The following is a 23,662-nucleotide window of genomic DNA, read 5'->3' as shown; positions in this document are numbered from 1 at the left end:
TCATAGGGGTTCCTATGGCGTGCGGCTCTCTCGGCGGGACGCCGCGCCCACCAGTCCCCGCATCACGCGCAGGTCCTCACCCATCTCCGGATGCCACTGCACCCCCAGCATCCAGCACCCCCGCTCCGCCGGCAGCTCGACGGCCTCGACCGTGCCGTCCGCCGCGTAGGCCGACGGCACGAGCCCGGTGCCCAGCCGCTCCACCGCCTGGTGGTGGTACGTCGGCACGGTCAGCTCCTCCGGGACGAGTCCGGCGTACAGCGTCCCCGGCACGGGCTTCACCGGGTGCCCGCCGAACACGCCGACCCGCTCCGTGTGACCGTCGAGATGCTGGACCAGCGTGCCGCCGAGGGCGACGTTCAGCAGCTGCATGCCCCGGCAGATGCCGAGCACCGGCACGCCGGCCGTCAGCGCCGCGTCGATCAGGGCCAGCTCCCAGGCGTCCCGTTCCGGTGCGGGCGGTCCGGTACGCGCCGAGCGCTCCGCGCCGTACCGCGCCGGGTCGACGTCGGGGCCGCCCGCGATCACCAGCCCGTCGAGCCGGGCGAGGGCGGCGGGCGCCCGCCCGGGGGTGTCCGGCGGCAGCAGCACCGCCAGCCCCCCGGCCCGCTGCACCAGCCGGGGGTAGGCGGCGGGCAGCAGGGCCGCCTCCAGCTCCCAGACGCCCCAGCGGGCCCCGGCCTCCAGGTACGTGCTCACACCGATCAGCGGTCGTACGGTCATGCCCGTCCTTCCCCAACGTCCGGAAGTCAAAGGTCGTCCATCACACCATTGCGTGTCCGGCTCACGCCAGGAATCCCCGCAGCAGCGCCGCCGTCCCCGCGCAGTGCTCCCGCATCATCTCCCGCGCCCCGTCGGCGTCCCCGTCCAGGACCGCCTCCACCAGCGCGGTGTGCTGGCGCTGGGAGTGCTCCAGGTTGCGCACCAGCAGCGGGATGCAGTCCAGCAGGTCGTTGACCGTGGCCCGGACCGCCGCGTACCGCGCGGCCAGCGACGGCGAGCCGGACAGCTCGGCCAGCGTCAGGTGCAGGAGCGTGTCCGCCCGGCGGTAGTCGGCCAGCGGCGCGTCGCGGGTGCGGTCCAGCGCCGCCCGCAGCCGGGCCGCCCGCCCGCCGGCCGGCCCGTGCGCCGCGCACAGTCCGGCGGCCCCCACCTCCAGCACCTCGCGGAACCGCAGCACGTCCTCCAGGTCGGTGCCGGCGACGCGCCGCCGCAGTTCGTCCTCGCCGCCCGCGTCCGGGCGGGGCAGCACGAACGTCCCGCCGTACCGCCCGCGCCGCGCCTCCACCAGCCCCTGGTCCTGGAGCACCTTCAGCACGTCCCGCAGCGTCACCCGGCTGATGCCGAGCCGGCCGGCCAGCTCCCGCTCGGCCGGCAGCCGCCCGCCGTCCGGCACCAGGCCGAGCCGGACGACCTGGAGGATCTGCTCCAGCGCCTCCTCGAAGCCGTTGCCCGCCCGCACCGGCCGCAGCACCGCGGCGAACCGGTCGCCCGCGCCGGGCGCGCGCGCCCCCTGCTCCTCCGCGTCCCGCGACACCCGCCGCACCCCCTTCCCAAGCAATGGTTCTCCGCAATACCTTATGGCTCCCGGCCCGCCCGCAAGGCGCGATGGCGCCGAAGGAGGCTCTCCCGTGGCGAAGCGCACACCCCCGCTCGGCGTCGAGGAACTGCACGCCCTCGTCGCGGGCGGTGAGATCGACACCGTCGTCCTGGCCTTCCCCGACATGCAAGGGCGCCTCCAGGGCAAGCGGTTCGCCGCGCGCTTCTTCCTCGACGAGGTCCTCCACCACGGCACCGAGGGCTGCGCCTACCTGCTCGCCGTCGACACCGAGATGAACACCGTCGACGGGTATGCCATGTCCTCCTGGGACCGGGGCTACGGCGACTTCGCCCTGCGCCCCGACCCGGCCACCCTGCGCCGCGTCCCCTGGCACCCGGGCACCGCCCTGCTCCTCGCCGACCTCGCCTGGGCGGACGGCTCACCGGTCGCCGTCGCCCCGCGGCAGATCCTGCGCCGCCAGCTGGAGCGGCTCGCGGAGCTGGGGTACACCGCCCAGGCCGGCATGGAACTCGAGTTCATCGTCTTCCGGGACAGCTACGAGCAGGCGTGGGACGCCGGGTACCGCGGCCTGACCCCGGCCAACCAGTACAACGTCGACTACTCGATCCTCGGCACCGGCCGCGTCGAACCCCTGCTGCGCCGCCTGCGCAACGACATGGCCGGCGCCGGCCTCAGCGTCGAGTCGGCCAAGGGCGAGTGCAACCCCGGCCAGCACGAGATCGTCTTTCGCTACGACGAGGCCCTCGTCACCTGCGACCAGCACGCCCTGTACAAGACGGGCGCCAAGGAGATCGCCGCCCAGGAGGGCGTGTCGCTCACCTTCATGGCGAAGTACAACGAGCGCGAGGGCAACTCCTGCCACATCCACCTCTCGCTCGCGGACGCCGACGGCGACAGCGTCATGGCCGGGCCCGACGGGATGTCCGAGGTGATGCGCCACTTCCTCGCCGGACAGCTGGCCGCCCTGCGCGACTTCTCGCTGCTCTACGCCCCCAACATCAACTCCTACAAGCGGTTCCAGCCGGGCTCCTTCGCCCCGACCGCCGTCGCCTGGGGGCACGACAACCGCACCTGCGCCCTGCGCGTGGTCGGCCACGGCCGCTCCCTGCGCTTCGAGAACCGCCTGCCCGGCGGTGACGTCAACCCCCACCTCGCCGTCGCCGGGCTGGTCGCGGCGGGCCTGTACGGCATCGAGCACGAGCTGGAACTCCCCGAACCCTGCGCCGGCAACGCCTACGACGCCGGCTTCGCGCACGTCCCCGCCACCCTGCGCGAGGCCGCCGAACTCTGGGAGAACAGTCCGATCGCCCGGGCGGCCTTCGGGGACGAGGTCGTCGCCCACTACCGCAACATGGCCCGCGTGGAGCTGGCCGCCTTCGACACCGCGGTCACCGACTGGGAGCTGCGCCGCTCCTTCGAACGCCTGTGAAAGGTCCTCACGTGTCCGACCCGCACGAGTCGTCCGGCCCGCACGGGCCGTCGGGACCCCACGAGCTGGAGATCGTCAACCCCGCCACCGAGGAGGTCGTCGCCACCGTCCCCGCAGCCTCGGCCGAGGACGTGGACGCCGCCGTCGCCCGGGCCGTCCGCACCCAGGCCGGGTGGGCCGCGCTCGCCCCCGCCGACCGGGCCCGGCTGCTGCGCCGGTTCGCCGACGTCGTCGACACCCACGCCGAGGAACTCGCCCTGCTGGAGGTCCGGGAGGCCGGCCACACCCTAGGCAACGCCCGCTGGGAGGCCGGCAACGCCCGCGACGTGCTCCTCTACGCGGCCGGCGGCGCCGAACGCCTGCTCGGTGCGCAGATCCCGGTCCCCGGCGGCTGGAACGTCACCTTCCAGGAGCCCCTGGGCGTGATCGGTGTGATCGCCCCCTGGAACTTCCCCATGCCGGTCGCCGCCTGGGGCGCCTTCCCCGCCCTGGCGGCCGGCAATGCGGTCGTCCTCAAACCCGCCGAGACCACCCCGCTCACCGCGCTCCGGCTCGCCGCCCTCGCCCTGGAGGCGGGCCTGCCCGAACACGTCCTCCAGGTGCTCCCCGGCCACGGCCGCACCGCCGGCCGTGCTCTGGTGGACCACCCGGACGTCGCCAAGATCGTGTTCACCGGATCCACCCGCACCGGCCGCGAGGTCATGGAGCGCTGCGCCCGCCTGGTCAAACCGGTCACCCTGGAACTCGGCGGCAAGAACCCCAACGTCGTCTTCGCCGACGCCGATCTCGAAGCCGCCCTCGACCCGTTCTCCTTCCTGGACAACTCCGGCCAGGACTGCTGCGCCCGCACCCGCATCCTGGTGCAGGAGACGGTGTACGAGGAGGCCCGCGACCTGCTCGCCGCCGCGCTGGCCGCCGTCGTCGTGGGCGACCCCGCCGACGAGGGCACCGGGATGGGCCCGCTGATCTCCCGGCGGCAACTGGACCGCGTACGCTCCTACGTCCCCGACGACGCCCCCGCCCTGCGAGGCACCGCCCCCGACGGCCCCGGCTTCTGGTTCCCGCCGACCGTCCTCACCGGTGAACGGCCCGACGGCCGGGCCGCCCGCGAGGAGATCTTCGGGCCCGTCGCCGTACTGCTGCCCTTCACCGACGAGGAGGACGCCGTCCGCCTCGCCAACGACACCGCCTACGGGCTCTCCGGGTCGCTGTGGACCCGGGACCTCGGCCGCGCCCTGCGCCTGTCCCGCGCCGTCCGCGCCGGCAACCTGTCCGTCAACTCCCACTCCAGCGTCCGCTACTGGACCCCGTTCGGCGGCTTCAAGCAGTCCGGCCTCGGCCGCGAGCTCGGCCCCGACGCCCTGACCGCCTTCACCGAGACCAAGAACGTCTTCATCAGCACGGAGGGCCCCGCACAGTGACCGCTCAGCACGCCGAACCCGTCTGCCGTCGCCTGGTCGGCCGTACCGCCGTCGTCACCGGAGCCGGCAGCGGCATCGGACTCGCCGCCGCCCGCCGCCTCGCCGCCGAGGGCGCCCACGTCGTCTGCGCCGACGTGGACGAGGCCGGCGGCCGGACCGCCGCCGAAGCGACCGGCGGGCTCTTCGTGCGGACCGACGTCACCGACCCCGAGCAGGTCGAGACGCTGTTCCGGACGGCCCACGACACGTACGGCAGCGTCGACGTCGCCTTCAACAACGCCGGCATCTCCCCGCCCGACGACGACTCCATCCTGGAGACCGGACTGGAGGCCTGGAAGCGCGTCCAGGAGGTCAACCTCACCTCCGTCTACCTGTGCTGCAAGGCCGCCCTGCCCTACATGCGCCGCCAGGGCAGGGGCTCCATCATCAACACGGCGTCCTTCGTGGCGCGGATGGGAGCGGCCACCTCCCAGATCTCCTACACGGCCTCCAAGGGCGGCGTCCTCGCCATGTCCCGGGAACTGGGCGTGCAGTTCGCCCGCGAGGGGATCCGGGTGAACGCCCTGTGCCCGGGCCCGGTGAACACCCCGCTGCTGCGGGAGCTGTTCGCCAAGGACCCCGAGCGGGCCGCGCGCCGCCTGGTGCACATCCCGGTCGGCCGGTTCGCCGAGGCCGAGGAGATCGCCGCCGCCGTCGCCTTCCTGGCCAGCGACGACTCCTCCTTCGTCAACGCCACCGACTTCCTGGTGGACGGCGGCATCTCCGGCGCGTACGTCACCCCCCTCTAGGACCGCGGTGTACGGTCCGCGCCCATGCGACAGCATCTCGCGTGGCTCCTGACGGCGGCCGCCGTCCTGACGGCCGCGCCCACCGCACCCACCGCGCCCACGGCCCGCCCCGCCCACTGCCCCCGCCTGACGGGGAACTGGTACGGCGACAACCGGGCCCGCCTCCAGCGGGTCGTCGACGCCTACGGCACCTGCTCCGGACACACCGGGGCGGTCGCCGCCTTCGACTGGGACGACACGGTCACCCGGAACGACACCACCGACGCCACCCTCTCCTGGGTCCTGCGCCACGACCGCCTCCCGCGCCCGGCCCGCTGGAAGGACACCAGCCCCTGGCTGACGGGCGCCGCCGACCGCGCCCTGACCTCCGCCTGCGGCACCGGCGCCGGCGCCCTACTTGCGACGTCGTCCCGGCCCCGCTGCACGGACGAGATCGTGGAGATCCGCGAGCACGGCACCACCATGAGCGGCGCCCCCGCCTTCGCGGGCCGCTGGAACCACCGACGCACCGTCCCGCGGTACGCCTGGGTCTCCCCGCTCTTCGCCGGCCGCACCCCCGCCGACCTCGCCTCCTACGCCCGCGCGGCCCGCCGCGAGGCGCTGGCCGCCCCCGTCGGCGCGACCCGCACCCTCGGCACGCACACGGTCCCCGCCTACGTCCGCTACTACGACCGGCAGCGCGACCTGATCGCCACCCTGCACCGCGCCGGGTTCCGGGTGTACGTCGTCTCGGCCGGCGTCGAGCCCGTCACCGAGGCCTGGTCCCGCGCGGCCGGCGTCGACGCCGCGCACACCCTCGCCATCCGCCCGGTCCTGGACCGCCGGGGCCGGATCACCGTACGCACCGAGGGCTGCGGCGGCGTCCCGGACGGCCGGGGCACGGTCATCCCCTACATCGACGGCAAACGCTGCCTACTCGACGAGGAGGTGTACGGCGTCCGGGGCGCCGCGGCGTGGCACCGGCAGCCCCGCGAGCGGCGGCCCGCCCTCGCCGCCGGGGACGCCGACACCGACGTCACCTTCGTCGGCGACGCCACCGGCGCCCACCTGGTGATCAATCGCAACAAGCCGGAGCTGATGTGCCGGGCGTACGACGACGCGGACGGCCGCTGGCTGGTCAACCCGATGTTCCTCGCCCCGCTGCCGCCCCGGTCCACGCCCTACCCGTGCTCCACCACCGCGTACACCGCGCCCGACGGCACGCCGGGACCGGTCCGCCGCGCGGACGGCTCGGTGCTCCCGGACCAGCCGGACGCGGTGTACTGACGGGCCCTCACAGGAACGTGCGTCCCTCGCCCCGGTAGGTCGGCACGGTCGCCGTCACCACGTCACCCTCGACGAGGTGCAGCGCGTCGAACCGCTCGCACAGCTCACCGGCCTTGGCGTGCCGGAACCACACCCGGTCGCCCAGGAGCAGGTCGTCGGCGGGCGAGCCGAGCAGCGGGGTCTGCACCTCGCCGGCGCCCTCCTGCGGGTCGTAGGCCAGCCCCCGCGGCAGGTACGGCACCGGCAGCCGGTCGCGGCCGGCGGCGCCGGACGCCGGATAGCCGCCGCCCAGCACGGTCACGACACCCACACCGGGGCGCCGCACGACCGGCTGGGCGAAGAGCGCGGCCGGACGGCCCGTGAACGAGGTGTAGTTGTCGAACAGGCGCGGCACGTACAGCCCCGAGCCGGCCGCGATCTCCGTCACCGCGTCCTCGGCCGCGGTGTGCTGCACACTCCCGGTGCCGCCACCGTTGACGAACTCCAGATCCGGGACGACGGCCCGCACCGCCCGCACGACCGCGGCCCGCCGCCCGGCCAGTTCCCGCCGGGCGGTGGCCTGCATCAGCCGGATCGCCCGCGAACGCAGCGGCCGTCCCGCCACCGCGTCCCCGACCCCGGCGACATGCCCCTCGTACGCCATGACCCCCACCAGCCGGAAACCCGGCCGCCGGGCCACCGAGCGGGCCAGCTCGGCCAGTTCGGCGGGGGAGCGCAGCGGCGAGCGCCGGGCGCCCACCCGCACCCGGCCGCCGAGCAGCTCCAGCGAGGTGTCCAGCTCCAGGCAGACGCGCACCACCTCACGCCCGCCGTCACGGGCGGCGTCGATCAGGTCCAGCTGCGCCGGGTCGTCGACCATCACGGTGACGCGGCCGGCGAGTTTCGGATCGGCGGCCAGCTCCGCGTAGGCGGCACGGTCGGCCGACGGATAGGCCAGCAGGACGTCCTCGAACCCCGACCGCGCCAGCCACAGCGACTCCGCCAGGGTGAACGACATGACGCCCCGGAAGCCGTCCCGGGCCAGCACCCGTTCCAGCAGGGCCCGGCAGCGTACCGACTTGCTGGCGACCCGGACGGGCTTGCCCCCGGCGCGTCGGACCAGGTCGGCGGCGTTGGCGTCGAACGCGTCCAGGTCCACGATCGCGAGGGGGGCGTCGAGATGGGCGGTGGCCCGGTCGTAACGGGCCCGGTCGGCGGCGCGCGCAGTCATGGCGGAAGCCTGCCAGACAGGATTACCGCAGGGTAGGGGGACGTTCCGGGCAGATGCCGCGGGCCCGCGCACCGGTTCCGTCCCGGCCCCCGGCAACCCGTAGAGTGACGCGCGGGTACGGCGCGAGGCGCCCGGCGGACGATCTGAACCGGGACGCGGATCCGGCCGTACGGGTAGGCGTGCCCGACGGGAGCCCCGCACCGGGCGCGGCCGGGCGGCACGACGGCCCGCGTACGACAGACGGCCCGGGCACGAGGAAACGGGGGGTGCATGAGCACGGAAGCGCGGCACGCTCCCGTCCCCCGACGTCCCCCCGCCCCGCCCGGACAGCCCGCCGGCACCGGGCCGCTCCCGCCCCCGCACCCACCGGCCCGCGCCACCGCCGCGCGCCCGCCCGCCGCCGAGCCCCCCGACCCCGACGACGAACCGTCGGTCTTCACCCCCCGCGCCCCCCGCCGGCGCACCGGTCCGGCCGTGCCCGGGGGAGCCGACCCCGTGAACCCGCCGCCGCCCCCCGCCTCGGCCCGCTTCCCCGACGCCCCGCCGACCGATCCCGGACCCGGCCGCGCGGGCGCCACCCCGCCCCGCCCGGCGGCCCCGGCGAGCCGATCCGGTGCCCGGACCATGGCGGACCGGCAGGCCCCGGAGGGGACGGCCCCGGCGGACGGGGAGCGCCGCCCGGTGCGGACCCCGGGCACCGCGGGGGAGACCCCGGCGAGGACCACGGCCCCCTCGGAGACGACCGCCCGGCTCCGCCCGGCCGCCCCCCCTTCCCTGCCCCCGGAGCCCCGCCGGCCCGCCACCGCGCCCCCGGCACCCCCGAGGCCCTCCGCCACCCCCGCTCCGGGCCACCCGGAGACCGGGCGGGAGCGTCCTGCCGGGCGCGCGCCCGGTGCCGGCGCCTGGAGTCCGACGGCACCCGCCCGCCCCGCGGGCCCCCCGCCGGACCCCGCCCACTCCTGGAGCGCCGCCGCTGCCGCCCGTCCCGTCGTGACGTTCGCGGAGCCCGAGACGTTCGGCGAGCGGACGCCCGGCCGCCGCGGGCCGCGCACCGCCGCTGCCGCCGCCTGCCTCGTGCTCGGCCTCGGTCTCGTCGGCGGCGCCGTCACCGGGAGCTGGCTCACCGGGGACGGCGGGGACCACGCCGCCGCCGGCGCGTACACGACCGCCGGGACCCTGTGGCACAGCGTGCCCGTTGACGACCTGTTCCCGCCCACCGTCCGGGGCACCGGCGCCGGCCCCGGCGGAGCCGACCGCACCTGGACCCGGATCGCCGTCGCCCCCGACAGCGGCTGCGCCCACGCCTTCGACCCGCTGTTGCGCCGGGTCCTCGCACCCGTCGGCTGCCGTCGGCTGCTCCGCGCCACCTACACCGACGCCACCCAGAGCCATGTCACCACCGTCGGCCTGCTGTTCACCGAGGCCGACCCCGCCGCGATGTCCGCGCTCGCCGCCCGCTTCCGCACCGAGCACCTCGACCGGCGCACCGACCTGATGCCCCGGCCCTACGCCGCTCCCGGCACGGCCGCCGCCTCGTTCGGCGACGCCCAGCGCGCCTCCTGGACCGTCTCGGTGCTCACCGACGCACCCGTCGTCGCCTACGCCGTCTCCGGCTGGGCCGACGGCCGTACCGTCGACGCCCCCCAGCCCGCCGCCGACGCCGTCCGCGCCGGCGCGGGCACGGCTCCTGCCCAGGCCGGCCTCGGCAACGAGGCCCAGGGCCTGGCCGACCGCATCGAACGGCGGCTGCGCGAGACCGTCCGCCCGGCCTCGGAGAAGCCCGCATGACGCACATCCGCGCGGCGGCGTCGAGCCTGCTGCTCGCCGGCGCCCTCGCCCTCGCCCCGGCCGGCGCCGCCCACGCCGACGGCATCCGCGACCGGCAGTGGGCGCTGTCCGCGCTCCACCTGGACCGGGCCTGGCAGACCACCCGGGGCCGGGGTGTCACGGTCGCCGTCCTGGACACCGGCGTCGAGGCCGACCACCCGGACCTCGACGGCAACGTCCTGCCCGCCAAGGACATGATCGGGTTCGGTGCCGGACCCGGGGACCGCACCTGGGCCCGGCACGGCACCGCCATGGCCGGCATCATCGCCGGGCACGGCCACGGTCCCGGCGACGGCGACGGCGTCATCGGGGTCGCCCCGGAGGCGAGGATCCTGCCCGTGCGGGTCATCCTGGAGGACGGCGACCCCGCCCGCGCCAAGGCCCGCACCGAGCGGGGCGGCGCCCTCGCCGACGGCATCCGCTGGGCCGCCGACCACGGCGCCGACGTCATCAACCTCTCCCTCGGCGACGACTCGAACTCCGCGCACCCCGAGCCCGGCGAGGACGAGGCCGTGCAGTACGCCCTGAAGAAGAACGTGGTCGTCGTGGCGTCCGCGGGCAACGGCGGTGACAAGGGCGACCACGTCTCCTACCCGGCCGCCTACCCGGGCGTCATCGCGGCCACCGCGGTCGACCGCTACGGCACCCGCGCCTCGTTCTCCACCCGCCGCTGGTACGCGGCGGTCAGCGCGCCCGGGGTCGGCGTCATCATCGCCGACCCCGACCACAAGTACTACGAGGGCTGGGGGACGAGCGCCGCGTCCGCGTTCGTCTCCGGGGTGGCGGCGCTGATCCGGTCCGCCCATCCCGCCCTGTCCCCGGCCCAGGTGAAGAAGGTCCTGGAGGACACCGCGCGGGACGCCCCGGTGGGCGGCCGGGACGACTCCCGAGGTTTCGGCATGGTCGACCCGGTGGCGGCCCTGGAGTCGGCGGCCCGTCTGAGACCGGCGGAGCTGCGCCCGGCGTCGTACGGCGAGCGGTACTTCGGTCCGGGGCCCGAGTCGCCCGGCGACGCCTCCCCGGCCTCCGGCTGGGCGGGCCCGCTGGCCGGCGGGGCCGGCGGGGTCCTGCTGGTCGCGGGGGTCGTCCTGTGGCGGGGCCGCGCAAGGGTACGTCCCGGCCGCCGCTGAACCCCGACACCGCCGCCTCCTCCGGGGCGATGTCCTGCGTCCGGAACCAGCGCCACCAGGCAGCCGGCGCCGTCGACGCGTGGCAGCCGGCCGTTCCTCGGCGCCGCGGAACCGCCCCACGCGTACGCGGGCCCTGCCGTCGGACCGGGTCCCGACCGCCGCGGACACGTGCGCGAGGTGTCACCGGCCCCCCGGCCGCCCGGCACGCCTTCCCCGATAGGGTCGGTGACCGTGGCGAACAAGAACATCCCCGACCCCGGCTTCTCCGACGACGACGGCTCCGCCGACCCCCGGCTGAGCGCCGCCCTCGCCGCCTGGGCCGAGGACCGCAGTGCCCTCGGGCCCGTCCTCCAGGCGCTCCGGGGCGCCCGCCTGCTCGTCCCCGTCGTCGCCGTGCTCGGCGAGGTGGAGGAGGACGAGAACGGGCTGCGCCGCGAGAAGACCAGCGACATGGCCGTACCCACCCTGAAGGCCGGCGGCCGCACCGCGCTGCCCGCCTTCACCTCCACCGCGTCCCTGGCCCGCTGGGACTCCGCGGCCCGCCCGGTCGCCGTACCCCTGCGCCAGGCACTGGAGGCCGCCGCGCACGAGAAGGCCGACACGGTCGTGCTGGACCTCGCCGGTCCGGTGCCGTTCGAGCTGACCGGCCCGGCGCTGCTCGCCCTCGCCGAGGGCCGCACCAGCATCGACCCGCTCGCCGACCCGGCGGTCGTCGAGGCCGTCCGCGCGGCGGTCGCGGCGGAACCCGCCGTGCTCAGCGCCCACCTCGGGCCCGGGCCGGCCGACGGCACCCTCGCGCTCGTCCTCGACCCGGCCGCGCCGACCGCCGAGGCCGCCCGGGCGGTCGCCGAGCGCCTGGCGGCCGACGAGACACTGCGGGCCCGCCTGGTGCGCGGCCTCGACCTGGCACTGCTGCCGGTCGGGACCACGCCTCCGGGCGAGCCCCTGTACGTACGCGGATGAGCGGGACGAACTAGCCGTAGACGGGACCGGTGTACTTCTCGCCCGGTCCCTGGCCCGGCTCGTCCGGCACGATCGATGCCTCGCGGAACGCCAGCTGGAGCGACTTCAGGCCGTCGCGCAGCGGGGCCGCGTGGAAGGAGCTGATCTCGGTCGTGCTCGCGTCCAGCAGGCCGGCGAGCGCGCCGATCAGCTTGCGGGCCTCGTCCAGGTCCTTGTAGGACTCGCCCTCCTCGCTCAGCCCGAGCTTCACGGCGGCGGCGCTCATCAGGTTGACGGCGACCGTCACGATCACCTCGACGGCGGGGACCTCGGCGATGTCGCGGGTCATGGCGTCGAAGTCGGGGGAGTCAGGAGGGGTGTCACTCATGCCCCACACGATAGGCGGTCGCGGCGGACCTCCCTCAATTAGCCCTCGTCAGGCCGGGCTGGTAGTCTGGTGAACGACCGGCCGGACATGTGATGTCCGGCCCACAAGTGGAGGCTCCGATCTCCCACCCGACCATCCTCCGGGACGGCGGGTCTCCGGTCAGGCGGCCACCATCGTTCCGTACGGACGATGGAGTCGCCCGAAAGTGCGCCCCGCGACTTCGCGACGGTGCTCCGGTGTTGTTCGGAGTCCCGCCTGTGATCGTCCGGGGCATTTTTCATGCTTCGGCGCGGTTAGGTGTTACGAACACAGACGTTACGCGGCTGTCCGCCAGACCGCCGCGTGGTGCTACCGAGGAGGATCCATCAGCGCCGAGCCCCGCATCAACGACCGGATTCGCGTTCCCGAGGTGCGACTTGTCGGTCCCAGTGGCGAGCAAGTCGGCATCGTGCCGCTCGCGAAGGCACTGGAGCTTGCACAGGAGTACGACCTCGACCTGGTCGAGGTCGCGGCGACAGCCCGTCCGCCCGTGTGCAAGCTCATGGACTACGGCAAGTTCAAGTACGAGTCGGCCATGAAGGCCCGTGAGGCGCGCAAGAACCAGGCGCACACGGTCATCAAGGAGATGAAGCTCCGGCCGAAGATCGACCCGCACGACTATGACACCAAGAAGGGTCACGTCGTCCGGTTCCTCAAGCAGGGCGACAAGGTCAAGATCACGATCATGTTCCGTGGCCGTGAGCAGTCCCGCCCCGAGCTGGGCTACCGGCTGCTCCAGCGTCTCGCGGAGGACGTCCAAGACCTCGGGTTCATCGAGTCGAACCCGAAGCAGGACGGCCGAAACATGATCATGGTTCTCGGTCCGCACAAGAAGAAGACCGAGGCGATGGCCGAGGCCCGTCAGGCGCAGGAGGCCCGCAAGGCCGACGCGAAGGCGAACCCCGGCAAGTCGCAGAACGCCGCCGAGGCCGAGGAGTCCGACGAGGCCGCGGAGTCCGACGAGGCCGCGGTGCCCGCCGAGGAACCCGCCGAGGCGTGATCCCTGGGGACGTGCGTCCCCGCGGATGTAACCGACAGAACTGAGCGACGCTCCGTCGTGCCCGGTTTCACGACCGGGCACCGGAGCGCCACCGACGAGGAGATAACGGCGCTATGCCGAAGAACAAGTCGCACAGCGGTGCCAGCAAGCGCTTCAAGATCACCGGCTCCGGCAAGGTGCTCCGCGAGCGCGCCGGCAAGCGCCACCTGCTCGAGCACAAGTCGTCCCGTGTCACGCGTCGCCTCACCGGCAACGCCGAGATGGCCCCGGGCGACGCCGCGAAGATCAAGAAGCTTCTCGGCAAGTGACGCCGCGGCGCCGCCTGGGCGCCGTACGTCTGGACCGGGACCGAATCGTTTCCGGGTCGTGTGAGCACCACCACGACCCCGCTACAAGGAGTTAACAAGTGGCACGCGTCAAGCGGGCAGTCAACGCCCACAAGAAGCGCCGGGCGATCCTCGAGCAGGCCTCCGGCTACCGCGGTCAGCGTTCGCGCCTGTACCGCAAGGCCAAGGAGCAGGTCACCCACTCGCTGGTCTACAACTACAACGACCGCAAGAAGCGCAAGGGCGACTTCCGGCAGCTGTGGATCCAGCGCATCAACGCCGCTGCCCGCGCCAACGGCATGACGTACAACCGCTTCATCCAGGGTCTGAAGGCGGCCAACGTCGAGGTCGACCGCAAGATCCTGGCCGAGCTGGCCGTGCACGACGCGGGCGCCTTCGCCGCCCTCGTAGAGGTCGCGCAGAAGGCGCTGCCGTCGGACGTCAACGCCCCCAAGGCGGCCTGACGCCCCGGCCACGAGCCGACGTGACCCCAGGACCCGCAGGCTGCATGGCTTGCGGGTCCTGCTGTTGCCGATGACGCCGCGCGGCCAGGTGCCCCCGCGCCGTCCCACGGGCGGGGACCGCCGCGGCGCGGGACACCCCGACGAGCTTTCGAAGGTAAGAGGATGCCCCCCGTCTCCCCCGAACTCATCTCCCCCCGCTCCACCCGGGTGAGCGCCGCACGGCGGCTCGCCAGGCGGAACTTCCGGGGGAAGGACCGGCTGTTCCTCGCGGAGGGCCCGCAGGCCGTACGGGAGGCCGCCGGGCACCGGTCCGGCGGGCAGGCCACCCTCGTCGAGCTGTTCGCCACCGTCGAGGCCGCGGAGCGGTACGCCGACATCGTCGGGGAGGCGCGGGACGCCGGCGCCCGGGTGCACCTGGCCTCCGAGGAGGTCATCGCCGAGATCTCCACCACCGTCACCCCGCAGGGGCTGGTCGGTGTCTGCCGGTTCCTGGACACCCCCTTCGAGGACATCCTCGCCGCCCGCCCCCGGCTCGTCGCCGTCCTCGCCCACGTACGGGACCCCGGGAACGCCGGCACGGTGCTGCGCTGCGCCGACGCCGCCGGCGCCGAGGCGGTCGTCCTCACCGACGCCTCCGTCGACCTGTACAACCCCAAGGCCGTCCGCGCCTCCGTCGGCTCCCACTTCCACCTGCCCGTCGCCGTGGGCGTCCCCGTCGAGCGGGCCGTGGCCGGGCTGCGCGAGGCCGGGGTGCGGGTCCTGGCCGCCGACGGCGCCGGGGACCGCGACCTCGACGAGGAGCTGGACCGGGGCACCATGGGCGGGCCCACCGCCTGGGTGTTCGGCAACGAGGCCTGGGGACTGCCGGAGGAGACCCGCGCCCTCACCGACGCCGTCGTACGCGTCCCCCTCCACGGACGCGCCGAGAGCCTGAACCTCGCCACGGCCGCCGCCGTATGTCTCTACGCGTCGGCCCGCGCACAGCGTGCCTCCGGAGGGTGCCGAACCGTCACCCAGAGCCAGTAGGGTGACCAACTCGGGGCCGGCGCGGTCTGAGAGGTGGGGTACGGGGATGACTGTGGCCGGCACGAGCACCGCGCCGGAGGGACGGGACGCGCGACAGGCCTCCGCGCCCCGGCACCGCGACGCGGACCTCGGTTTCGATCCCGACCAACTGCCCGACGGCCTCGTCGTCGCCGACGCCGACGGCCGCGTGGTCCGCTTCAACGCCGCCGCCGCCCGCATCACCGCCGTACCGGCCGCCGAGGCCCTCGGCCGGCCGCTGGAGCGGGCGCTGCCGCTGGAGGACCTGGAGGGCCGCCGCTGGTGGCAGCTGACCGACCCCTACGGCGGGCTCGCCATCCGGGTCCGCCAGCCGGAGCGCAACCTGCTGCTGCCGGGCGGCCGGGAGGTGCTGGTCTCCGCGCGGTACGTACGGGACGCACCGCTGGGGCCCGTGCGCAGCGTCGTCGTCTCGCTGCGGGACACCGAGGCCCGGCGCCGCACCGAGCGCAGCCACGCGGAGCTGATCGCCACCGTCGCGCACGAGCTGCGCTCCCCGCTGACGTCCGTGAAGGGGTTCACCGCCACCCTGCTGGCCAAGTGGGAACGGTTCACCGACGACCAGAAGCGGCTCATGCTGGAGACCGTCGACGCCGACGCCGACCGCGTCACCCGGCTCATCGCCGAGCTGCTCGACATCTCCCGCATCGACTCCGGGCGCCTGGAGGTGCGCCGGCAGCCCGTCGACATCGGCGCCGCCGTCTCCCGGCACATCCAGGCCTACGTGGCCGCCGGCCAGCCCGCCGACCGCTTCCTGCTCCGCGTCGAACAGCCGCTGCCCGCCCTGTGGGCCGATCCCGACAAGATCGACCAGGTCCTGAGCAACCTCATCGAAAACGCGGTGCGGCACGGCGCGGGAACTGTCACCATCGACGTCACGCGCTCGGTCTCCCCGCGCGAAGGGGAGGACGGCGACAACACAGCCACGTCGGTCACCGTGAGCGACGAGGGGCCCGGCATCCCGGAGGAGTCCATGAACCGCGTCTTCACCCGCTTCTGGCGGGGCAGCAAGCGCGGCGGCACCGGCCTCGGGCTGTACATCGTCAAGGGCATCGTCGAGGTCCACGGCGGCACCATCACCGTCGGCCGCGCCCCCGGCGGCGGAGCCGAGTTCCGATTTACCCTGCCCGTGGCAGCCCCGGCGTATCTCGCCTAGTGGCCCACGGGCGCATTCGCACACGTCCGCCCCGTTAGACTCGGCCTTTGGCACCTTTGTGTCCTGCACACGGCCCATCGGTCACGGGGACCATCCGCCTGGGGGCACCTCTCAGCGTCAGCTGGGGGACAATCGGAAGCACGGGAAGAGATGTCGGCACCCAATAAGTCGTACGACCCTGTCGAGGTCGAGGCGTTGAAACCGGAAGAGATCGAGCGCATGCGGGACGAGGCGCTCGCCGCCTTCGCCGCCGCGGGCTCCCTCGACGCGCTCCACGAGGCGAAGGTCGCGCACACCGGCCCGGCCTCCCCGCTGGCCCTCGCCAACCGCGAGATCGGCGCCCTGCCCCCGCACGCCAAGGCCGAGGCCGGCAAGCGCGTCGGCACGGCCCGCGGCGCCGTGAACAAGGCCCTCGCCGCCCGTCAGGCGGAGCTGGAGGCCGAGCGGGACGCCCGCGTGCTGGTCGAGGAGGCGGTGGACGTCACACTTCCCTACGACCGCGTCCCGGCCGGCGCCCGGCACCCGCTGACCACCATGATGGAGCGCGTCGCGGACGTCTTCGTCTCCATGGGGTACGAGGTCGCCGAGGGCCCCGAGGTCGAGGCGGAGTGGTTCAACTTCGACGCCCTCAACTTCACCCCGGACCACCCGGCCCGGCAGATGCAGGACACCTTCTTCGTCGACGGCCCCGAGGGCGAGAACGGCGACTCGGGTGTCATCCTGCGCACCCACACCTCGCCCGTGCAGGCCCGCGCCCTGCTGGAGCGCGAGCTGCCGGTCTACATCGTCTGCCCCGGCCGGGTGTACCGCACCGACGAGCTGGACGCGACCCACACCCCGGTCTTCCACCAGATCGAGCTGCTGGCCGTGGACGAGGGCCTGACCATGGCCGACCTCAAGGGCACCCTGGACCACATGGTCCGGTCGCTCTTCGGCGCGGACATGAAGACCCGGCTGCGCCCGAACTACTTCCCCTTCACCGAGCCGAGCGCCGAGATGGACATGCTCTGCTACGTGTGCAAGGGCGAGTCCGTCGGCAACCCCGACCGGCCCTGCCGCACCTGCTCCAGCGAGGGCTGGATCGAGCTGGGCGGCTGCGGCATGGTCAACCCGCGGGTCCTCACCGCCTGCGGCGTCGACCCCGAGAGGTACAGCGGCTTCGCCTTCGGGTTCGGCATCGAGCGGATGCTGATGTTCCGCCACAACGTCGAAGACATGCGAGACATGGTCGAGGGTGACGTCCGGTTCACCCGGCCGTTCGGGATGGAGATCTGATGCGGGTCCCGCTTTCTTGGCTGCGGGAGTACGTCGACCTGCCGGCGACGGAGACCGGGCGCGACGTCCAGGAGAAGCTGATCTCGGTCGGCCTCGAGGTCGAGACCGTCGAACAGCTCGGCACCGACCTCAAGGGGCCGCTCGTCGTCGGCCAGGTGCTCACCATCGAGGAGCTGGAGGGCTTCAAGAAGCCGATCCGCTTCTGCACCGTCGACGTCGGGGCGGCCAACGGCACCGGTGAGCCCCAGGAGATCGTCTGCGGCGCCCGCAACTTCGCCGTCGGCGACAAGGTCGTCGTGGTCCTCCCGGGCGCCGTGCTGCCCGGCGGCTTCGCGATCTCCGCGCGCAAGACCTACGGCAAGACCTCCCACGGCATGATCTGCTCCGCGGACGAGCTGGGCATGGGCGACGACGGCACCCACGGCATCATCGTGCTCCCGCCGGAGTACGAGGTGGGCACCGACGCCATCGAGCTGCTCGAACTGGTCGACGAGGTCCTGGACATCGCCGTCACGCCCGACCGCGGCTACTGCCTGTCGCTGCGCGGCGTGGCCCGGGAGACCGCCATCGCCTACGGCCTGCCGCTGCGCGACCCGGCCCTGCTGGACGTGCCCGCGCCGAACGCCTACGGCTACCCGGTGCAGGTCTCCGACCCCTTCGGCTGCGACCGGTTCAACGCCCGCACCGTCTCCGGTCTCGACCCCGAGGCGCGCTCCCCGATCTGGCTCCAGCGCCGGCTCCAGAAGGCCGGCATGCGCCCGATCTCCCTGGCGGTCGACGTCACCAACTACGTGATGCTGGAGCTGGGCCAGCCGCTGCACGCGTACGACCGGGCCCGCGTCCAGGGCCCCGTCGGCGTGCGCCGCGCCGAGGCCGGCGAGCGGCTCACCACGCTCGACGGTGTCACCCGCACCCTCGACGCCCAGGACCTCGTCATCACCGACGAGCGGGGCCCCATCGGCCTCGCCGGTGTCATGGGCGGCGCCCACAGCGAGATCGACGACACCGAGGGCACCACCACCGAGGTCGTCATCGAGGCCGCGCACTTCGACCCGATCTCCGTCGCGCGCACCGCCCGCCGCCACAAGCTGTCCTCCGAGGCCTCCCGCCGCTTCGAGCGCGGCGTCGACCCGCAGGCCGCGGCCGCGGCCGCCCAGCGGACCGTCGACCTGCTGGTGCTCCTCGCGGGCGGCACGGCCGACGCGGGCGTCACCGAGATCGTCGCGCCGTCCGCGCCGCGCACCATCACCATCCCGGCCGACCACCCCGACCGGGTCGCGGGCGTGGAGTACGGCCGCGAGACCGTGGTGCGCCGCCTCCAGGAGATCGGCTGCGACGTCTACGGGCAGGACGAGCTGATCGTCACCGTGCCGTCCTGGCGCGGCGACCTCACCGACCCCAACGACCTGGCCGAAGAGGTCATCCGGCTGGAGGGCTACGAGAACCTGCCCTCCACGCTGCCCAAGCCCCCCGCGGGCCGCGGCCTGACCGAGCGGCAGCGGCTGCACCGCCGGGTCGGCCGCGCGCTGGCCGGCGCCGGTTACGTCGAGGCGCCGAACTACCCCTTCCTCGGCGAGCAGGTCCTCGACCGGCTGGGCCTGGAGCCGGACGACTCCCGGCGCCGGCTCGTCACGCTGGTCAACCCGCTCTCCGACGAGGAGCCGGCGCTCCGTACGACGCTGCTGCCGGGCCTGCTGGCCACGCTGCGGCGCAACGACGGCCGCGGCTCGCACGACCTGGCGCTGTTCGAGACGGGCCTGGTGTTCCAGCCGCGCGCGGAGGCGAAGGCCGCGGTCCGGCTGCCCGTGGACCGGCGTCCCACGGCCGAGGAGATCGCCTCGCTGGCCGAGGCGCTGCCCGTCCAGCCCCGGCACGCCGCCGTCGTCCTCGCCGGCGCCCGCGAGCAGGCCGGCTGGTGGGGCGGGGGACGCCCGGCCGACTGGGCCGACGCCGTCGAGGCCGCGCGGACCGTCGCCCGGGAGACCGGCACCGAGTTGATCGTCCGCAAGGGCCGGCACGAGCCGTGGCACCCCGGCCGCTGCGCCGAGCTGGCGGTCACCACGGACGGCGCCGAGCGGGTCGTCGGGTACGCCGGCGAGCTGCACCCGCGGGTCGTGCAGGCCCTCGGCCTGCCGGCGCGCACCTGCGCCATGGAGCTGGACCTGGACGCGCTGGAGGAGGCGAGCGCGGGCCTGGTGACGGGACCGCGGATCTCCGCCTTCCCGGTGGCCACGCAGGACGTCGCCCTGGTGGTCGACCAGGTCGTGCCGGCCGCCGACGTCGAGGCCGCGCTGCGCGAGGGCGCGGGCGAACTCCTCGAGTCGATCCGCCTGTTCGACGTGTACGAGAACGCCGAGCAGCTGGGTGACGGGCGGAAGTCGCTGGCGTACGCGCTGCGGTTCCGGGCGGCCGACCGCACGCTGACCGTGGACGAGGCGTCCGCGGCGCGGGACGCGGCGGTGGCCGTCGCGGGCGAGCGGACCGGGGCGGCGCTGCGCAGCTGAGCGCGGCCGGGCGGCCGGCCGCGGTTCCTCCGTGACCGGCCGCCCGGCACTCCCTGCCCGCCGCATAAATGCAGGACGGCCCGGCTGACCTCACTCGTTCGGGTGGGAATCGGAGATGATCGGGTCTGCGCGGGTCATGCCGTCGACAGAATCGGACCGGCCTTTCGGGGTCGGTCCGTCCGCTCTGTCCGGGCCCACATGGGGGACCACAGGCATGATCCGCATCAAGGCACGGGCGCCCACCGCCCGAGGAACCGTACTGCCCACGCTCTGCGGAGCCGTGGCCGTCGGCTACCGGTACGGCTGCCCGCTCGCCCGGCAGGACGGGCTCGGCGCGCGCCTGGTCACCGGCGCCGTGTTCCTCGCCGTCGGCACCGCCCTCGTCCTCCACGTCCGGCGCACCCTGCTGCGGGAGCTGCGGCTCGCCCGGCGGGTGGCGTGCGCCGCGCAGAGCGTGGTCCTGCGTCCGCTGCCGCCCCGGCTGGACGGGCTCAACGTCGGTGCCGCCCAGCTCTCCGCCGACCGGGGCGCGAGCGTCGGCGGCGACCTGTACGAGGCCATCGCCACCGAGCACGGGGTGCGGGTGGTGATGGGGGACGTACGGGGACACGGGCTGGCCGCCCTCGGTACGGTCGCCGCCCTGCTCGGCAGCTTCCGCGAGGCCGCCCACGACGAGTCCGACCTCGGCCGGGTGCTGCACCGGCTGGACCGCACCCTCGGCCGCCACCTGCGCGAACGCGGCGCCCGGACCGGACACCCCGCGTGCGGCGCCCCCGGCGCGGACAGCCCGGTCGCCGAGGAGTTCGTCACCGTCCTGCTCCTGGAGATCGACCGGGACGGCACGTTCCGCGCCCTCAACTGCGGCCATCCCTGGCCGTACGTGCTGCGGGGCACGGCGGTCCAGCCGCTCACCCGCGCGGACCCGCTGCCGCCGCTCGGCCCGTTCCCGCCGCCGGCGCGGCCGGTGCCCCGGCCCTGCGGGCGGCTGCTGCCGGGCGAGTCCCTGGTGCTGTTCACGGACGGCGCGGAGGACGCCCGGGACGGACGGGGACGGTTCTTCCCCCTGCCGGACGTGCTGCGCGAGATCGTGCGCGAGCGTCCGGCCTCCCCGCAGACGGTCCTGCGCACGGTCTTCGGCGCGCTGCTGCACCACACCGGCGGACGGCCCACGGACGACGTCGCGGTCCTGGTCCTGCGCAACGACCGTACGGACCGGCGGCCACCGGAAGCGCGGGCGGCCACGTGCCCGGCGACGACCCGCCCGCGGCCGTCGACGCGCCGCTGACGTCCCGCGCCGCCCGGCCGGGCCACCGCTGTCTGAGGGGGAGCCGGCGGCCCGGCCGGTCTCTCGCGAGGCGACCCAGTGAACCGGCGCGGCCCGCCCGGCGACAGCGCGCGCGCCGTGCGGACGCGGGCACTGCGTTCACACCCCGTGTGAAGCCGGACGCACTACGCTGTCGGCACCAGGCCACTCGGGGGGCATACCCATGCAGCCCAACACTCTGCTCGACGCCATCCTGGACGAGGCGGGGATCTCGCACGCCGGTCTCGCCGCCCACGTCAACCAGGCGGGCCGCGCCCGCGGTCTCGCGCTGCGCTACGAACACACCGCCGTGGCCCGGTGGCTGAAGGGTCAGCGGCCCCGCGGCCAGGTGCCCGACCTGATCTGCGAGGTGCTCGCGGCACGGCTGCACCGGACCGTCGGGCTCGACGACATCGGCCTCGGGGTGCCCGGCGGCCCGAGCGCCCCGCACACCGGTTCGCTGAACGGGTTCGTGGAACGGGCCACCGCGCTGTGGCGGTCCGACGAACAGCAGCGGTCGCACGTGCTCGGGGCGCCCGCCGTCACCGGTACCCCGGCGGTGATGCCGGTGTGGGAGTGGGAGAACCCGCCGGAGGACGTGGACGTCTCCCGGGGCGGCCGGCACGCGGTCACCGCGTCCGACATCGAGATGCTCCGGGCCGCCCGCGCCCACTACGAGCAGCTGTACCGCAAGGCCGGGGGCATCGCGACCCGGTCCCGGGTCGTCGGTTTCCTGAACGCCGAGGCCGCGCCGCTGCTGCGCGGCGGTTACCCCGACGCCACCGGGCGCCAGCTGCACCGGGCGACCGGCGGGCTGGTGGCGATCGCGGGCATCTGCGCGTACGACTCCGACGCGCACGGTCTCGCCCAGCGCTACTTCCACCAGGCGCTGCGCCTGGCCAAGGCGAGCGGCGACCGGGGACTGGGGGCGTACGTCATAGCGCTGCTGGTCAACCAGTCGCTGTTCATGCGGGAGTACCGGCAGGCCGTGGCCTTCGCCGAGGCCGCGCTGCGCACCGCCGGCCGGCACATCACCCCGGCGCTCGCCTCCGACCTGTACGCGATGCAGGCCAAGGCGTACGCGCACCTCGGTGACAGCGGCAGCGCGCTGTCCTGCATCCGGCGGGCGGAGACGGCGGCCGGACGGATCCGGCGGGGGCACGAGCCGGCCGAGACGGGGTACGTCCAGCCCGGCCTGGTCAACGTGCAGGTGGCCGAGGCGCTGCTGAGCCTCGGGGACCTCGGCGCCGCCCGGGAACACGCGGCGGCGGCGGTCGGCAATCCCGCGCACGACCGGGGGCGGGTGCACCGGCTGGCCATGCTGAGCACCGTCGAGCTGCGCCGGGGCGACGCCGACCGGGCGGCGGCGACCGCCGTGCAGATGGCCGAGCAGGCCGGCGGGATGGAGTCGCAGCGGCTGCGGGACAGACTCCGCGCGGTGCGTGACCGGCTGCTGCGCTGCGGCTCGGCCGGCACCGCCGAAGCCGCCGAACGCGTGGACGCGGCCCTGCGCGTACCGCTGTAGGCCCACTGTGGGCACACCGTCCCTGCTGCGATATTGCCACTTACCCCAGCGGAAGGTGGCAGAACCGTGCAGTGGACGAAACAGAACGAACAAACTGTGTACGAGAATCGCTGGTTCAGCGTCAATCTCGCCGATGTCGCGTTGCCGGACGGCCGGCACCTCGACCACTTCGTGATCCGCCTGCGCCCCGTGGCGGTGGCGACGGTGGTCAACGAGGCGAACGAGGTGCTGCTGCTGTGGCGGCACCGGTTCATCACCGACAGCTGGGGGTGGGAACTGGCCGCGGGCGTCGTCGAGGACGGCGAGGACATCGCCGGCGCGGCGGCCAGGGAACTGGAGGAGGAGACCGGCTGGCGGCCGGGGCCCCTGCACCACCTCATGAGCGTGGAGCCGTCCAACGGCCTCACCGACGCCCGGCACCACGTCTACTGGTCGGAGCGGGGCGAGTACGTCGGACACCCCGTGGACGACTTCGAGTCCGACCGGCGGGAATGGGTTCCCCTCAAACTCGTCCCCGACATGATCGCCCGCGGGGAGGTCCCGGCCGCCAACATGGCGGCCGCGTTACTCCTGCTGCACCACCTCAGGCTCGCCGCGGACTAACGGGCCGTCATCGCCTGCCAGATCGTCACCGCGAGGGCGCCGAGCGCGGTCAGCGCGGCGAGCGAGGGCAGCGGCCAGCGCGCGTGTTCCAGCGAGGTGAGCCGGGAGTTCAGCTCGTCCAGTTCCTTGGCGGTCTCCTCGGTACGGTGGCGCAGCAGCGCCAGTCCGCCCTCGACGCGGGCATAGGCCACGTCGAGGCGGCGCCGTAACTCGGCGACTTCTCCATGGATCACGGGATGCTCCGGATCGACGGTCACGGGTCCGTTCCTCTCGGTAGTCGAAATGGATGATTCCGCTTCCCTTGCATGCGCATGGAGAGTCAACTCGCCTGGTGGGCGCGTGGGGAGCGTGTGCGACGGGCATATGCGTGCCCGGCGCGCACACGGTGTGTGAAACGAACGGGCCCGGCACCGCATCCGGTGCCGGGCCCGCGGGGCGTCGCT

Annotated in this window: 22 protein-coding genes; 17 read left to right on the top strand and 5 right to left on the bottom strand. The window is 74.5% G+C overall.

What is annotated here, in order from left to right:
- Nucleotides 1–12: 12 nt before the first annotated feature.
- Complete coding sequence (locus ACIQVT_RS17360; protein ID WP_403753584.1) at nt 13–723, bottom strand: gamma-glutamyl-gamma-aminobutyrate hydrolase family protein; 711 nt, start codon at nt 721–723, stop codon at nt 13–15.
- A gap of 61 nt (nt 724–784) precedes the next feature.
- The gene (locus ACIQVT_RS17355; RefSeq protein ID WP_403753582.1) at nt 785–1,537 is read right to left on the bottom strand and encodes a FadR/GntR family transcriptional regulator; all 753 of its coding nucleotides are present in this window, start codon (nt 1,535–1,537) and stop codon (nt 785–787) included.
- Between the two features lie 94 nt (nt 1,538–1,631).
- Here ACIQVT_RS17355 and ACIQVT_RS17350 point away from each other — a divergent pair, with 94 nt between their 5' ends.
- Genes ACIQVT_RS17350 through ACIQVT_RS17335 form a run of 4 tightly spaced genes read left to right on the top strand, consistent with a single transcriptional unit; the run spans nt 1,632 to nt 6,465 of the window.
- Nucleotides 1,632–2,990, top strand: a complete 1,359-nt coding sequence (locus tag ACIQVT_RS17350; RefSeq protein WP_403753579.1) for a glutamine synthetase family protein — start codon at nt 1,632–1,634, stop codon at nt 2,988–2,990.
- A gap of 11 nt (nt 2,991–3,001) precedes the next feature.
- Nucleotides 3,002–4,411, top strand: coding sequence for an aldehyde dehydrogenase family protein (locus ACIQVT_RS17345; RefSeq protein WP_403753576.1), 1,410 nt, complete (start codon nt 3,002–3,004; stop codon nt 4,409–4,411).
- The gene (locus ACIQVT_RS17340; protein WP_403753573.1) at nt 4,408–5,199 is read left to right on the top strand and encodes a 3-oxoacyl-ACP reductase; all 792 of its coding nucleotides are present in this window, start codon (nt 4,408–4,410) and stop codon (nt 5,197–5,199) included. Before ACIQVT_RS17345 ends, ACIQVT_RS17340 begins: the two co-directional genes overlap by 4 nt.
- Nucleotides 5,200–5,223: 24 nt before the next feature.
- Nucleotides 5,224–6,465, top strand: coding sequence for a haloacid dehalogenase-like hydrolase (locus ACIQVT_RS17335; protein ID WP_403753570.1), 1,242 nt, complete (start codon nt 5,224–5,226; stop codon nt 6,463–6,465).
- 7 nt (nt 6,466–6,472) lie between these two features.
- Here ACIQVT_RS17335 and ACIQVT_RS17330 read toward each other — a convergent pair whose 3' ends face one another.
- Nucleotides 6,473–7,675 (bottom strand): amino acid deaminase/aldolase, encoded by a 1,203-nt coding sequence (locus tag ACIQVT_RS17330; protein ID WP_403753567.1) that lies wholly within the window; start codon nt 7,673–7,675, stop codon nt 6,473–6,475.
- 990 nt (nt 7,676–8,665) lie between these two features.
- Between ACIQVT_RS17330 and ACIQVT_RS17325 the strand changes: the two genes are divergently transcribed.
- The 3 genes from ACIQVT_RS17325 to ACIQVT_RS17315 all read left to right on the top strand — a co-directional run bounded on the left by ACIQVT_RS17325 (nt 8,666) and on the right by ACIQVT_RS17315 (nt 11,595).
- On the top strand, nt 8,666–9,463 hold the full coding sequence (locus ACIQVT_RS17325; protein WP_403753564.1) for a hypothetical protein: 798 nt from the start codon (nt 8,666–8,668) through the stop codon (nt 9,461–9,463).
- Nucleotides 9,460–10,632 carry a type VII secretion-associated serine protease mycosin gene (mycP, locus tag ACIQVT_RS17320; protein WP_403753561.1) on the top strand — a complete coding sequence of 391 codons (1,173 nt, stop codon included), beginning with the start codon at nt 9,460–9,462 and terminating at the stop codon, nt 10,630–10,632. The genes ACIQVT_RS17325 and mycP overlap by 4 nt, the downstream gene beginning before the upstream one ends.
- A gap of 231 nt (nt 10,633–10,863) precedes the next feature.
- A complete protein-coding gene (locus tag ACIQVT_RS17315) occupies nt 10,864–11,595 on the top strand; it encodes an SseB family protein (RefSeq protein ID WP_403753558.1) in 732 nt (243 codons plus the stop codon).
- 10 nt (nt 11,596–11,605) lie between these two features.
- Here the strand turns inward: ACIQVT_RS17315 and ACIQVT_RS17310 are convergent, their stop codons facing one another.
- Complete coding sequence (locus tag ACIQVT_RS17310) at nt 11,606–11,962, bottom strand: DUF1844 domain-containing protein (protein WP_403753555.1); 357 nt, start codon at nt 11,960–11,962, stop codon at nt 11,606–11,608.
- A 364-nt stretch (nt 11,963–12,326) separates the two neighbouring features.
- Between ACIQVT_RS17310 and infC the strand changes: the two genes are divergently transcribed.
- The 10 genes from infC (at nt 12,327) to ACIQVT_RS17260 (ending at nt 23,219) form a co-directional block, all read left to right on the top strand.
- Nucleotides 12,327–13,001, top strand: coding sequence for a translation initiation factor IF-3 (gene infC / locus ACIQVT_RS17305; protein ID WP_403754090.1), 675 nt, complete (start codon nt 12,327–12,329; stop codon nt 12,999–13,001).
- Nucleotides 13,002–13,114: 113 nt separating this feature from the next.
- Nucleotides 13,115–13,309: a 50S ribosomal protein L35 gene (gene rpmI, locus ACIQVT_RS17300; RefSeq protein ID WP_003977225.1), complete on the top strand. Its 195-nt coding sequence runs from the start codon at nt 13,115–13,117 to the stop codon at nt 13,307–13,309.
- Nucleotides 13,310–13,407: 98 nt separating this feature from the next.
- Complete coding sequence (rplT, locus tag ACIQVT_RS17295) at nt 13,408–13,791, top strand: 50S ribosomal protein L20 (RefSeq protein WP_121789672.1); 384 nt, start codon at nt 13,408–13,410, stop codon at nt 13,789–13,791.
- 162 nt (nt 13,792–13,953) lie between these two features.
- On the top strand, nt 13,954–14,817 hold the full coding sequence (locus ACIQVT_RS17290) for a TrmH family RNA methyltransferase (RefSeq protein WP_403753552.1): 864 nt from the start codon (nt 13,954–13,956) through the stop codon (nt 14,815–14,817).
- Between the two features lie 46 nt (nt 14,818–14,863).
- Complete coding sequence (locus tag ACIQVT_RS17285; protein ID WP_403753549.1) at nt 14,864–16,009, top strand: ATP-binding protein; 1,146 nt, start codon at nt 14,864–14,866, stop codon at nt 16,007–16,009.
- 150 nt (nt 16,010–16,159) lie between these two features.
- Entirely contained in the window at nt 16,160–17,284 is a 1,125-nt protein-coding gene (gene pheS, locus ACIQVT_RS17280; RefSeq protein WP_403753546.1) for a phenylalanine--tRNA ligase subunit alpha, read from the top strand.
- Nucleotides 17,284–19,788 carry a phenylalanine--tRNA ligase subunit beta gene (pheT, locus tag ACIQVT_RS17275; RefSeq protein WP_403753543.1) on the top strand — a complete coding sequence of 835 codons (2,505 nt, stop codon included), beginning with the start codon at nt 17,284–17,286 and terminating at the stop codon, nt 19,786–19,788. The genes pheS and pheT overlap by 1 nt, the downstream gene beginning before the upstream one ends.
- Before the next feature lie 214 nt (nt 19,789–20,002).
- Nucleotides 20,003–21,073, top strand: coding sequence for a PP2C family protein-serine/threonine phosphatase (locus tag ACIQVT_RS17270; protein WP_403753540.1), 1,071 nt, complete (start codon nt 20,003–20,005; stop codon nt 21,071–21,073).
- A 202-nt stretch (nt 21,074–21,275) separates the two neighbouring features.
- Entirely contained in the window at nt 21,276–22,616 is a 1,341-nt protein-coding gene (locus ACIQVT_RS17265; RefSeq protein ID WP_403753537.1) for a transcriptional regulator, read from the top strand.
- A gap of 66 nt (nt 22,617–22,682) precedes the next feature.
- The gene (locus ACIQVT_RS17260) at nt 22,683–23,219 is read left to right on the top strand and encodes an NUDIX hydrolase (protein WP_403753534.1); all 537 of its coding nucleotides are present in this window, start codon (nt 22,683–22,685) and stop codon (nt 23,217–23,219) included.
- Here the strand turns inward: ACIQVT_RS17260 and ACIQVT_RS17255 are convergent.
- Nucleotides 23,216–23,476, bottom strand: coding sequence for a hypothetical protein (locus ACIQVT_RS17255; RefSeq protein WP_403753531.1), 261 nt, complete (start codon nt 23,474–23,476; stop codon nt 23,216–23,218). The genes ACIQVT_RS17260 and ACIQVT_RS17255 overlap by 4 nt on opposite strands.
- Between the last annotated feature and the right edge of the window lie 186 nt (nt 23,477–23,662).

The sequence above is a fragment of the Streptomyces sp. NPDC100445 genome, from assembly GCF_044759735.1.
Classification (GTDB): domain Bacteria; phylum Actinomycetota; class Actinomycetes; order Streptomycetales; family Streptomycetaceae; genus Streptomyces.
This window is presented reverse-complemented; position numbering and strand designations above follow the sequence as displayed.

What these genes read in the sequence shown, in the direction of transcription:
- ACIQVT_RS17360 (WP_403753584.1), bottom strand. Translation starts at nt 723, where the DNA reads ATGACCGTACGACCGCTGATCGGTGTGAGCACGTACCTGGAGGCCGGG.
- ACIQVT_RS17335 (WP_403753570.1), top strand. Translation starts at nt 5,224, where the DNA reads ATGCGACAGCATCTCGCGTGGCTCCTGACGGCGGCCGCCGTCCTGACG.
- ACIQVT_RS17330 (WP_403753567.1), bottom strand. Translation starts at nt 7,675, where the DNA reads ATGACTGCGCGCGCCGCCGACCGGGCCCGTTACGACCGGGCCACCGCC.
- mycP (WP_403753561.1), top strand. Translation starts at nt 9,460, where the DNA reads ATGACGCACATCCGCGCGGCGGCGTCGAGCCTGCTGCTCGCCGGCGCC.
- ACIQVT_RS17310 (WP_403753555.1), bottom strand. Translation starts at nt 11,962, where the DNA reads ATGAGTGACACCCCTCCTGACTCCCCCGACTTCGACGCCATGACCCGC.
- rpmI (WP_003977225.1), top strand. Translation starts at nt 13,115, where the DNA reads ATGCCGAAGAACAAGTCGCACAGCGGTGCCAGCAAGCGCTTCAAGATC.
- ACIQVT_RS17290 (WP_403753552.1), top strand. Translation starts at nt 13,954, where the DNA reads ATGCCCCCCGTCTCCCCCGAACTCATCTCCCCCCGCTCCACCCGGGTG.
- ACIQVT_RS17285 (WP_403753549.1), top strand. Translation starts at nt 14,864, where the DNA reads ATGACTGTGGCCGGCACGAGCACCGCGCCGGAGGGACGGGACGCGCGA.
- pheS (WP_403753546.1), top strand. Translation starts at nt 16,160, where the DNA reads ATGTCGGCACCCAATAAGTCGTACGACCCTGTCGAGGTCGAGGCGTTG.
- pheT (WP_403753543.1), top strand. Translation starts at nt 17,284, where the DNA reads ATGCGGGTCCCGCTTTCTTGGCTGCGGGAGTACGTCGACCTGCCGGCG.
- ACIQVT_RS17270 (WP_403753540.1), top strand. Translation starts at nt 20,003, where the DNA reads ATGATCCGCATCAAGGCACGGGCGCCCACCGCCCGAGGAACCGTACTG.
- ACIQVT_RS17265 (WP_403753537.1), top strand. Translation starts at nt 21,276, where the DNA reads ATGCAGCCCAACACTCTGCTCGACGCCATCCTGGACGAGGCGGGGATC.